The sequence below is a fragment of the Plantibacter elymi (nom. nud.) genome, from assembly GCF_900177795.1.
GTDB classification, from domain to species: Bacteria; Actinomycetota; Actinomycetes; order Actinomycetales; family Microbacteriaceae; genus Plantibacter; species Plantibacter elymi.
The window spans coordinates 334,266-345,632 of sequence record NZ_FXWJ01000002.1 but is presented as its reverse complement, the minus strand read 5'-3'; the positions used below and the strand labels follow the sequence as shown (position 1 = coordinate 345,632).

Here is an 11,367-nt window from a genome sequence, read left to right as displayed (position 1 = left end):
GGGGGTTCCTTTCACGTGCGGCGCACGAACTGGGCGGCCAGCAGGCAGGTCAGATAGATGCCCCCGACCGAGAGCGTCACCACGCCGACCGGGACCGCGAGCAGCTGGGCGACGGCGTCGGAGACGACGACCAGGGCGGCTCCGGTGAGCATCACCGGCGCGAGGCCCATCGGAGTGTTCGAGCGGGTGAGCCGTTGAGCGATCTGCGGGGCTGCCAAGGCGATGAACGAGATCGGGCCGGCCGCGGCGGTGACGAGCGCCACGAGGGCCACACCGACGACCATGGCGATCAGCCGGGTGCGTCCAGGGCGCACTCCGAGGGCCATGGCGGTGTCGTCGCCCATCTCGAGCACGGGGAGCGAGCGTCGGAGTGGCCGCGCCAGCAGGGCGAACACGACGAAGGCCGTTGCGGCGGGGAGCAGCTGGTCGAAGCCGAGCGAGGCGAGGGATCCGGCCCCCCACGTGGCCGCCATCATCGCCTGCTCGACGCTGACGGAGATGAGGATCCAGGAGGTGAGGGAACCGAGCCCGGCCGAGACACCGATGCCGACGATGATCAGCCGGAACGACGACATGGTGTGGCGGTTCGCGAGGAGGGCGACCAGGAGGGCTGTCAGCAGACCGCCGACGAGTGCCCCGGCGGCTTTGAACAGGTAGGTGTTGAGCCCGAGGACGAGCATCGTCAGCGTGACGCCGAACTGCGCGCCGACACCGAACCCGATGATGTCCGGTGAGCCGAGCGGGTTGCGGGTGAGCGACTGGAAGATGCCCCCGGCGAGCGCGAGCGCCGCTCCGCAGAGCACCGCGAACAGCACCCTCGGCAGTCGCCACTCGGTCACGACCTGGCGGACGTCCGGGTCGGATGCGGGGTCGACGATCGCCCGGATCACCGCGTCGAAGCCGATCTCGTACGCTCCGATCGTCGTCGCGAACAGCCCTGCTCCGATGATCACCACGATGAGAGCGAGGCACACGAGGACGGACCGCACGGGTACGAGCGTCGCGATGTGCGCGGTCTCCACGCGGATCAGCCGTCGTCCGTGGTCGATGACGCTCACAGTCCGCTCACCCGCTTCCGACGCACCAGCATGATCAGGATGGGGGCGCCGAGGAGGGCCGTGACGATCCCCACCCGGAGCTCTCCGGACGGCAGCACGATCCGGCCGAGGACGTCGGCGAGCAGCAGGAACGCGGGGCCGATCACCATCGAGTACGTCAGCACCCAGCGTTGGTCGGGGCCTGTGAACCACCGCACGACATGGGGGATCATGAGTCCCACGAAGGCGATGGGACCGGCGGCTGCGACGCCCGTGCCGGCCAGGAGGGTGACGGCCACGACGACCCACACCCGGGTGCTGCGCACTCGCGCACCGAGCGCCTGGGCGAGCTCGTCTCCCAGGGTCAGGGCATTCAGCGACCGGGCGCAGAGCAGACCGATCACGAGGCCCGCGACGATCAGCGGAGCAGCCCACGTGAGCTGGTCGAGGGTGCGTCCACCGATGGATCCCACGCTCCAGAAGCGCATGACCTGGAGGGTGCCTTCGTCCCGCAGCACGATCGCGGTGGTGAAACCGGTGCAGGCGGCACCGAGGGCGACCCCTGCGAGGGTCAGTTTCATCGGGGTCGCGCCCGAGGCCCCGACGGATCCGAGCGTGTAGACGATCACCGTGAGGATGAACGCACCCGCCAGGGCGAACGGGACGTAGGTGCCGGGAGTCGTCAGTCCCAGGACACCGACCGCGAAGGTCACGGCGAACGACGCGCCGGCGTTCACCCCGAGGATGCCCGGGTCGGCGAGCGGGTTGCGGGTGAAGGCCTGGATGAGCCCGCCGCAGACGGCGAGCGCCGCACCGACCAGGATGCCGAGCAGCGTCCGTGGGACGCGCAGCTCCATGACCATGAGGTGCAGGGGGTTCGCGTCGTCGTAGGCGACGAGCGCGCGGACGACGGTCAGTGGATCGATGGCCCGATTGCCGATGGCGAGTGAGGCGACGGCTGCGGCGATCAGCACCACCGTGGCGACGAGGAGCCCGACGGCGAGGGTCCCGGTGCGGTGGGGCGAGACGTCTGCGCGTCCGGCCCAACCGGGCATCGGGACGTCCGCCGCCCCGCCCGCAGCAGGCGCTGCTGACGGGGCGGCGGACCGGGAGATCTCCGACGTCACTTGCCGTCGATGGTCGGCTCGCCCTGCAGTGCCGCTGCGAGGTCGTCGACGTAGCCGGGCAGGACGTACTGCAGGGACAGGACGGTCGGCGCGCTGATCGCCGAGGCCTTGGCGGCGTCGGCGTAGATCACGTAGGACCCGGCGGCGATCGGCGACCAGCGCGACACCACGGCGTTCTCGACCGTGTACGTCCCTTCCTCGGCACTTCCGCCCCATGCGGCGAACAGGTCGGCGTCCACGTCGTAGAGCTGTTCGAGGCTGACGCCGGTGTACCAGTTGTCGCCCTCGGCGCTCGCGAGGAAGCTGTCCATCGCCGAGGTCGAGGTGAAGCCGAGCGCTTCGGTGATGCGGACCCGCGGGTCGTACTCGAGGTAGACGCCGAGGTCCGTCCCGCCCTCGTTCAGGGTGAGGCCCCAGACGAAGCTCTTGTCGTCGAACTCGGGGTGTGCGTCGGCGAGGGAGGTGATGAGGTCCTCGGTCTCGCCGATGAGCTCCTCGGCCTTGGCCTCCTCCGACATCGCCTTCCCGACGGTGCGGGTCATGCCCTCCCAGGTGCCCGGGTTCCAGGGTCCCTCGATGTAGGGGACGGTCGGGGCGATCTCGGTGAGCCGCTCGTATTCGATGTCGGTGACACCGGAGTAGAGGCTCAGGATCAGGTCGGGCTTCAGGGACTTGATCGCCTCGTAGTTCGGGCCGTCGTCCGTGAAGGGGATGATCTCGGGCATCTCGCCGTACGCCTCGGAGACGTAGTCCTCGAACCAGGGCTGGTAGCCGCTCTCACCGGCACCCCAGACCTCTTCGATGCCGACGGGGTTGGTGCCGAGGGCGGCGACGATGTCAGGCGTCATCCACCCGAGAGCCACGATCCGTTCCGGCTTCTCCGGGATGACGGTCTCACCGTGGGCGTGTTCGATGACGACGCCGTCGGTCGATGCCGTCGTCGATCCGGTGTCGCCGGTGGCGGCCGAACATCCGGCGAGGGCGAGAGCGGTGGCGATGACGGCGGCGAGGAGGGTGGATCCTCGGCGGACGTTCGGGCGCGCGAAAGCGTGCGGCATGGGGCTCCTTTGAAGAGGGGGGAGTGGGATCACCGCTGGCGATCCAGAAGTTAGGTAAGCATGTCCTAACAGAACGATCGTAGGGCGCTTCCGCGCGCGACAGCGTCGAGGAACCGACGAGTTCTGTCGCGGATCCGACACGGTGGTGCGTGCCCGGGTGGATCAGCGCCAGTAGAGCTGGTGGGCGGGGTCCGCCTGCACCCGTGCCACGTACTCCCGAGGGGTCATGCCGAACCGGGCTCGGAAGCTCGCGGAGAAGGCGCTCGAGGACGCGTACCCGCACCGGTGCGCGGCCGCCCCGATCGGCATGCCGTCGATGATCAGCCGCGCCGCCAGCGTCATCCGGACGCCCGTCCGCCACCGGGCGAAACTCATCCCGGTGTCGTGCTGGAAGATCCGTAGCACGGTGCGCTCGTGGAGGCCGTGCACGTCGAACAGCTCGCGCGCGCCCCGGAGGTCACCCGGGTCGGCGAGGATCGCACGGACGAGCGGACGGACACGATCGTCGGACGGCATCGGGATCTCGCCCCAGCCGTCCGCCGACTCCGCGGCGGGCTGCTGCAGCATCTCGATGAGCACCGCCTGTGCACGGACCCGGAGGTCGGTCGGCATGTCGTTGATCCCGAGGTGGAGCAACATCTCCTGCACCGCACGCGGGACCAGGACCTGGGTGACGGTCTCCACGGGCGCGATCAGCGAGGTGGCGGGGAGGTAGGTGTAGCACCCGGTGGAGTCGCGTTCGTGGTGCGCGGTGTGCGGCGTGTGTGCTGGGATCCAGACGCCCTGACCCGGTGCGAGGCGCCACATCGCGTTCGGGAGATGCACCCACACGGTGCCGCGGTAGCACCAGGCGAGCATGGCGTCCGGATGACGGTGCGGTGGCGAGAGCGGTCGGCTCCCGGTGTCCTCGTCGGTGACGACGCCGGTGCCCATCAGATACGGTTCGGCGACGGACGACGGATGCTCGGGGCTCGCGTCCCAGTCGACCTGGCTGTACGGGCTCAACGCGCGCTCGTGCCGGCGTCGCCGATCAGCGGGAGGCCGTCGTCGTCGAAGTGGACGCCCTTCGCTGCCAGCCGGCGTTCCGCCTCGTGGTGGACGACGCCGCGCTTGCGCGGATCGGCTTCGAGGAGACGGAGCAGGAGCTCGTCGGTCGCGTTCGGGTGCAGCGCGATCTCGATGCGCGCACCCCAGAAGCGATCCTTGAGGAAGAGCTCCAACGCCGCTGGGTCGGCTGCCGGGTTGTGCGCCGCAGCGGCGCGGATCGCCTGATTGGGGTCCTCCGCCAGGACGGAGAACTCCTCGAACGTGCTCGCCGATCGCGCAAGCTCGTAGCGACGTTGCTCGTCGGCGATCTGCTCCGGTGTCTTGCGTCTGGCCACGGTGGTCCCTTCATCGCGTCGCCGTCAACCTACCTGGCTCGCACGATGTTCGACAACGGCGGCTTGCCGCGATGACTCGCAGACGGGACACTGGGGTCGCTGCATGGACGTCATGAGCGTGATCTTCGGGGGAAGGAGCAGCGATGACCGCTGCACCGGGATGGTACGAGGCGGGGAAGCCGGGCAAGCTGCGCTGGTGGGATGGAACGCGGTGGACTGCTCAGGAGGCCGACGCCGCGCGACCGGTGCAGCAACAGCAGGTGCCGGTCGCACCGCTGGCGCCGACTCCCATGGTGTCGCCGTCGCAGCTGCCGTCCGGACCGCAGCTGGGCTGGTATCCGACCGGGCCGGATCAGCTCCGATGGTGGGACGGCTCGCATTGGACGGGGCTCAGGGTCAAGAACGGGAAGCCCGGGACCGATTGGGCGACCACCGAGCAGCCGAGCTTGGCCTGGGTGTTCGGATCGGTCTTCCTCGTGCTGGCGATCGCGCAGTTCAGCCTCGGCGCGCTGTCTACCCACCTGTCGTTCAACGGATTCCCGATGCTCCTCCTGACGCTGCTCTGGTTCGGTATCGCCGCCCAGACGACCGCCGTGCGGCGGATCCCGCAGCCGGTCGGTGCCCCGGTGGTCGTCGACGTGGTCCGTCCGTTGCCCGGTGAGCAGGACGGCCCCGGTGCCGGGTGGTACTCCGTGTCGCCTCGGGCGACGAGGTGGTGGACCGGCTCACGCTGGGCCCAGTACGTCGGAACCCAGTACGGCATCCGGCCGACGTTCCATGGAGCGCGCGCGTTCCGCACCTATCTCGTCATGTCCTGGGTCGTCCTCGGGATCGGTGTGCTCGCCGTGATTGTCGGTGTGGTCATCCTCGTCAACAGCAGCGGCGACGGCTACGGCTTCCTCGGAGGGTTCATCGGCGGCATCGTCGTGGGTGGCGGTGTCCTGTTCGCGGTCCTCGGCGGGGTGCTCCTGATCATGTCGCGGATACAGCGCCGGCTCCTGCTCCTCCCGGAGCAGCCGCCCGGGCGCTGACCGCGGCGCGGCACAAGGGGAGGACGGCCCGTCGTCCGCGGGTAGGCTCGTCAGTCGGATGCGACGCGTCCGACCACCGATCCGAAGGGCACACGATGACCACGCAGGAACTGACCATCTCGAACTTCGAGGACACCGTGTCGGCCGACGGCATCGTCCTGGTCGACTTCTGGGCCGAGTGGTGCGGCCCGTGCAAGGCTTTCGGCCCCGTCTTCGAGCAGTCGAGCGAGCAGCACCAGGACGTCGTGTTCACCAAGGTCGACACTGAGGCGAACCAGGAGCTCGCGAGCGGGATGCAGATCACGTCGATCCCCACGCTCATGGCGTTCCGCGACGGCGTGCTCGTCTTCTCGCAGGCCGGTGCCCTCCCCGCGCCGGCACTCGAGGACCTCATCTCGCAGGTGCGCGGTCTCGACATGTCCGAGGTGCACGCCGCCATCGCAGCGGCGAAGGCCGAGGCACAGGCCGAGTAGCGGACGTCGGGAGGAGGCGGTCAGTCTTCCGGATCGCCGGGCGGACGCGCGAACTCAAGCCGGTGGACACCGGGCTCGTCGAGCCCGATCCGCCGCCGCCCGGCCGGGGCGCCGTCCTCCAACCGGGTCGGCAGTGCGCCGCCAGGGCCCGTGATGGTGATCATCGAGCCGTCGTCCGGCAGCTCGACGAGCACGCCGCCGGCCGTGAGAAGCAGGGTCGCCGCGACGGGGCGATGACGGCTCCACTCGACATCCGCGACGTGTCCACCCCGGACCCGGAACCCTCGGAACCGTCCCGCCGACCACTCGGCCGGGAGGGTCGGCAGCAGCGACAGGACACCGCCGTGCCCCTGGACGAGCAGCTCGACGACACCGGCCGTCCCACCCAGGTTGCCGTCGATCTGGAACACGTCGTCGAGGTCGCCCATCGGGTGCAGGTCGAGCAGCGAGGCCGATGACATCGGACCGAGTAGCGTGTCGAGCGCCTCGGACGCGAGCCCTGGATCACGGAGTCGTGCGGCCAGGCAGAGGACCCAGGCCATGCTCCACCCGGTTCCGCCACCGCCGTTCGCGAGTCTCCGTCGCAGTGCGCGTCGGGCTGCCTCGAATTGCTCGGGCGTGGCCGATTCGGTGATCCGGGTCCCCGGGTACAGACCGTACAGGTGGGAGAGGTGTCGGTGGCCGGGCTCGGTCGGCTCCCGCTCCTCGGCCCACTCCAGGAGTGTTCCGTCGCGGCCGACCTGCGGCAGTCGGAGGGTGGCCACGGTGTCGCGTGCTCGAGCCAGGAGCCCGACGTCCGCGATGCCGTCGCCGACCCTCTCCGCGAGGGCGAGGTACTCGCGGAGGCACTCGTGCGCCAGCTCCTGGTCCATCGCCACGCCGGCCGTCACCGCCGCCGTGTGATCCGTGTCGACCACGAACCGGTTCTCCGGTGAGGTCGACGGACTCACGACCAGCGATCCGGCGGCATCCGTGACGACCATTCCCAGGACGAACGAGACCACCGGCTCGACGGCCTGCAGGACGGCGACGCGTGCGGCGTGATCAGCTCCGCCGTCGTCCAGACGGCGGTGGAGGTGCGCGACGAGCCAGGGGAGCGCGCTCGGCCAGTTCGCCCAGTGCGCGTCGAGCGGCACGGCGTCCGTGTGCCTCCAGAGGTCGCTGTTGTGGTGGGCTGCCGCCCCGTCGAGGCCGTAGGACTCGCCGGCGGTGCGCTGCCCGGCGTCAACCAGTTCGCCGATGAACCGGGTGAGTGGCTCGACCAGGTCACCCAGGCCGGTGCTCTCCGCCGGCCAGTAGTTCATCTGGAGGTTGATGTTGGTGGTGAAGTTCGCGCTCCAGGGTGGCCTGACCTGATCGTTCCAGACCCCCTGGAGGTTCGCCGGTTCGGTCCCCGGTCGGGAGCTGCCGATGAGGAGCGCCCGTCCGAGGTCGAAGTACCGCTCCGCGAGGTCGGCCGACGCGGACGCCGATGCCGAGAGGTCCAGATCGACGCGGTCGAAGAGCGACCGATGGTCGGCGACGTGCCGATGGAGCAACGCTTCGCCGGATCGCTGCAACGCACTCGAGACCGTCGCCCGGGCGTGCTCCAGCAGCGTGGACGGGTCGCCCAACGGCCGATCTCGCCACCCGCGGTGTCCGGATCGTGCACCGGCGACGAGGCGGAACCCGCCCGGGATCGGTTGCACCGCGATCGACAGCGCCCAGGCCATGCCGGTGTCGACGAGACCGTCGGCGTCCGGGACGTCGGTCGGGTACCGGATGGCCTCGTCATCGTCACCGCCGAGATACGAGGGTCGCACGCTCGCGGGCGCACGGCCGGTCGCCGACCACCACCGGGTGTCGCCGACCGTGCGCTCCTCCGTCCTCGACGGGTGCGGCGTCGCGAACCCGACCCTCGGTTCACGGACACCGTCACCCAGCAGCTCGACGACCAGCACGTCGTCCACCGCCGACACGAACGCGTGGAGCGTGACCGCCTCGCCACCGCTCGCGGACGTCGTCTCGACGACGCCGCGCGCGAGATCGGAGGTCCGTGTCGAGCGCGAACCGCTGTCGGGCGACGCGTAGTCGATGGTGAGGCGCCCGAGCGGCTGGAAGGACTCGGTGAACGTGGTCCCGCGCAGTGCAGCCGAGCGGACATCGGCCGCCACGGGATCGCCGTCGGCGATCGCCCGGCGCACGGACTCCAGCGGACTGGGCAGCGAGCGGCCCGCCGGCCCGTCGCCAGGACGTCGCGGACCTCCCGACCACAACGTGTCCAGGGAGAGGTCCATGCCCTCCCGTCCGGGCACGCCGTCGAGCGCCGCGCCCAACGTCCCGTTCCCGATGAGGAACCGATCGACGAACCGGGTGGCCGGTCCGTCGAGTTCGATTCGATGACGCTCGACGCGCTGCTGTCGGTGATCCATCAGTGGTCGAGTCGGAGCAGCACGGCACCATGCGCGGGCAGGGCCGTGTCGACGGCACCGTCGACGACCGGCAACGGCCGACCACTCCACAGCTCCGTGACGGACGATCGATCGGCGCAACCGAGATCGGCCAGGTGGACCCGCAGCTCGGTGTCCGCATCGCCGAGCCAGAACACCGCGCGCCACCGGGTCTCGCCGAGCTCAGCCGCCCAAACGACGAGGTCGCCGTCGCGGATGATCTCCCGGCTCCCGTCGCTGCCGAGCAGTGCGAGCACGTCCGGGTTCGTCAGAAGCGCGAGCGTGTGCGCCGGGGTGTCCGGGAGGTGGCCGCCGAAGAAGAGCGGCGACCGGCCGATGCACCAGAGGGTCATGAGCGTCTGTTGTTCGGACAGGGTGAGGCGGCTCAGCCGGTCCGAACCGACGTGGGCCCGGATGCCGATCCGCCCGAGCGGGAGCATGTCGGCATCGGCCCACGCCCCCGGACGCTGGAGGGGCGCCCAGCGGGCCAGGCGCTGGAACTGTTCGAGCACCGCCGACCAGTCGTCCCAGAGGTCGTCGGAGATCCGCCACAGCTGCGCCGTCGATCGAAGGGTGTCGAGGTGCTCGGTCGAGAGTCGCTTCCCCGGGGACAGGCTGAGCACCATCGGTCGACCGGTCGCGTCGATCGCGCGCGAGATGGCCTCGATCTCGGCGGTCTGGATCGGTGGGTAGAGCACGTCGTCGAGCTTGATGAGGTCGACGCCCCACTCGGCGAGCTGCGCCATGACCGAGTCGTAGTAGGCCTGCGCACCCGGGGCCGTCATGTCGACGCCGACGTTGTCAGGGTTCCACGGGCAGACGTTGGTCGGATCGGCGATCTCCCCGCAATGGGCCGTCGAGCCGAGGATCGGCAGGTCGAGGTCGACGGCCCGCCGCGGCACGCCACGCATGAGATGCACCCCGAAGCGGAGCCCGAGCGCGTGCGCGCGGTCGGCGAGCGCGCGGAAGCCGCCCGACGCCGCAGACGGGAACCGGTTCGGCGCGGGTTGCGGCCGGCCCCAGGCGTCGAGCGTCGGCTGGGAGACGCGCTCGTAGTCGCCGACCCCGGGCGCCGGTTCGTACCACTGGATGTCGACGACCACCGTGTCCCAGCCGACGGGCAGCAGGTGCTCGGCCAGGAACGCGGCGTTGGCAAGTACCTCGGCCTCCGTGACGGACCCTCCGAAGCAGTCCCAGCTGTTCCAGCCCATCGGCGGGCGGTCCGCCCGCGCCCGACGTGCTGCACGCACCTCGGTGACAGCGATCTCCACCTCGCTCATGGCGCGACGACCTGAGCCGTGATCGTGGCGAACGAGTGCGGTGGGAGCGTGACGCGAAGACCCGTCGGTGTGACGTCGAGACCCGTGAGCGGTCGCGGTGACACGGCGTCGGTCTCACCGGGACGGTTGTGGGCGTCGGGCCGCGCAGCGGTGAGCAGCCGGCCGTGCGGCTCGACCACGGACCCGCCACGGACGTCGACCTCGATGACGAGTGGCGCGTCGAGGTCGACGTTCGTCAGCGAGCAATGGAGGACGCCGTCCTTGACGCTCGCCGAGGCGGAGACGGTCGGGATGCCACCCGGGTGTGCGGCGTCGGCGTCGCGGACCGGCCCGACCACGTGCGTCGGGAGGGACGTGGCGTCCTGGTGCGGGCTGTTCATCTCGAAGACGTGGAAGGTGGGCGTCCGGACCATCTCGCCGCCGTCGGGATCGGTCAGGAGCATCGCCTGCAGGACGTTGACCGTCTGCGCGATGTTGGCCATGCGCAGCCGGCCCGCGAATCGGTGGAACACGTCGAAGTGCCAGGCGGCGACCATGGCGTCGCGGATGGTGTTCTGCTGGAACAGATGCCCGGGGTGCGTGCCCGGCTCGACGTCCCACCAGGTGCCCCACTCGTCGAGCACCATGCCGAACTGTTCCTCCGGGTCGTACACGTCCATGACGGCGGCGTGCGACGACAGCAGCTGCTCGACGCCCTGTGCTGCGGTGATCGTGCTCCAGTACTCCGCGGCGTCGAACCCGGTCGCGCTGCCCTTCGCCTTCCAGCTGCCGCCGATCGTGTAGTAGTGCACCGAGACGGCTTCCCAGGGGGTCGCCGAGAACGGGTGGGTGGCCACGTCGGCGACGACCTCCATCAGCGTCTTGGTCCAGGCCACGTCGAACCCGTCGGCGCCGGCGGCGACCCGGTAGAGCGGGACCTTCCCGCCGCTCTCGCAGAAGGTACCGAACTGGCGTGCGAGGTCCGCGTAGGCGCCGGCGCGCAGGTTGCCGCCGCAGCCCCAGGGCTCGTTGCCCAAGCCCCAGAACGGGACGTCCCACGGCTCCTCCCGGCCGTTCGCGCGACGCAACTCGGCCATCGGGGTCTCCCCGGCACCGGTCAGGTACTCGATCCAGTCGGCCATCTCCTGCACCGTGCCCGAGCCGAGGTTGCCCGAGACGTAGGCGTCGGCACCGAGGAGCTCGCACAGCTCCATGAACTCATGGGTGCCGAACGCGTTGGTCTCGCTCGTCCCGCCCCACTGTGTGTTGACGAGCTTCGGGCGATCCTCACGAGGTCCGATGCCGCTCGTCCAGTGATAGCGGTCCGCGAAGCAGCCGCCCGGCCAGCGCAGGTTCGGGATGCGCAGTTCACGGAGCGCCTCCACGACGTCGAGCCGGATGCCGCCGACGTTCGGCACGGGCGAGTCCTCGCCGACCCAGAAGCCGTCGTAGATGCCGCGCCCGAGGTGTTCCGCGAAGTGGCCGTAGACGTGTCGACTGATCGTGGGGCCCGGCCGGTCGAGGTCGACGGTGACGGTCGCAGTGGAATCCATGGGTGATGTGGTCCTGTT

The 11,367-nt window shown here is 70.2% G+C and carries 10 protein-coding genes; 2 read left to right on the top strand and 8 right to left on the bottom strand.

Annotated features, from left to right (window positions below; all coding sequences use genetic code 11):
- Nucleotides 1-11 precede the first annotated feature (11 nt).
- The 5 genes from CCK91_RS06515 to CCK91_RS06495 all read right to left on the bottom strand — a co-directional run bounded on the left by CCK91_RS06515 (nt 12) and on the right by CCK91_RS06495 (nt 4,604).
- Nucleotides 12-1,058, bottom strand: coding sequence for a FecCD family ABC transporter permease (locus CCK91_RS06515; protein WP_086473373.1), 1,047 nt, complete (start codon nt 1,056-1,058; stop codon nt 12-14).
- Nucleotides 1,055-2,164 carry a FecCD family ABC transporter permease gene (locus tag CCK91_RS06510; protein WP_242664414.1) on the bottom strand — a complete coding sequence of 370 codons (1,110 nt, stop codon included), beginning with the start codon at nt 2,162-2,164 and terminating at the stop codon, nt 1,055-1,057. Before CCK91_RS06510 ends, CCK91_RS06515 begins: the two co-directional genes overlap by 4 nt.
- Nucleotides 2,161-3,222, bottom strand: a complete 1,062-nt coding sequence (locus CCK91_RS06505) for an ABC transporter substrate-binding protein (protein ID WP_086473372.1) — start codon at nt 3,220-3,222, stop codon at nt 2,161-2,163. Before CCK91_RS06505 ends, CCK91_RS06510 begins: the two co-directional genes overlap by 4 nt.
- 162 nt (nt 3,223-3,384) lie before the next feature.
- On the bottom strand, nt 3,385-4,227 hold the full coding sequence (locus CCK91_RS06500; RefSeq protein ID WP_086473371.1) for a helix-turn-helix transcriptional regulator: 843 nt from the start codon (nt 4,225-4,227) through the stop codon (nt 3,385-3,387).
- Nucleotides 4,224-4,604: a hypothetical protein gene (locus CCK91_RS06495; protein ID WP_086473370.1), complete on the bottom strand. Its 381-nt coding sequence runs from the start codon at nt 4,602-4,604 to the stop codon at nt 4,224-4,226. Before CCK91_RS06495 ends, CCK91_RS06500 begins: the two co-directional genes overlap by 4 nt.
- Before the next feature lie 143 nt (nt 4,605-4,747).
- On the opposite strand from CCK91_RS06495, the gene CCK91_RS19805 reads away from it, so the two are divergent.
- Nucleotides 4,748-5,635: a DUF2510 domain-containing protein gene (locus CCK91_RS19805; protein WP_086473369.1), complete on the top strand. Its 888-nt coding sequence runs from the start codon at nt 4,748-4,750 to the stop codon at nt 5,633-5,635.
- Between the two features lie 95 nt (nt 5,636-5,730).
- Nucleotides 5,731-6,108, top strand: a complete 378-nt coding sequence (gene trxA / locus CCK91_RS06485; protein ID WP_086473368.1) for a thioredoxin — start codon at nt 5,731-5,733, stop codon at nt 6,106-6,108.
- A gap of 20 nt (nt 6,109-6,128) precedes the next feature.
- Here trxA and CCK91_RS06480 read toward each other — a convergent pair whose 3' ends face one another.
- The 3 genes from CCK91_RS06480 to CCK91_RS06470 are packed head-to-tail and all read right to left on the bottom strand — an operon-like array spanning nt 6,129 to nt 11,349.
- Complete coding sequence (locus CCK91_RS06480; protein ID WP_086473367.1) at nt 6,129-8,519, bottom strand: glycosyl hydrolase family 95 catalytic domain-containing protein; 2,391 nt, start codon at nt 8,517-8,519, stop codon at nt 6,129-6,131.
- Nucleotides 8,519-9,817: a glycoside hydrolase family 27 protein gene (locus CCK91_RS06475; protein ID WP_242664413.1), complete on the bottom strand. Its 1,299-nt coding sequence runs from the start codon at nt 9,815-9,817 to the stop codon at nt 8,519-8,521. The genes CCK91_RS06480 and CCK91_RS06475 overlap by 1 nt, the downstream gene beginning before the upstream one ends.
- Nucleotides 9,814-11,349 (bottom strand): alpha-N-arabinofuranosidase, encoded by a 1,536-nt coding sequence (locus CCK91_RS06470; protein ID WP_086473366.1) that lies wholly within the window; start codon nt 11,347-11,349, stop codon nt 9,814-9,816. The genes CCK91_RS06475 and CCK91_RS06470 overlap by 4 nt, the downstream gene beginning before the upstream one ends.
- Nucleotides 11,350-11,367: the final 18 nt, after the last annotated feature.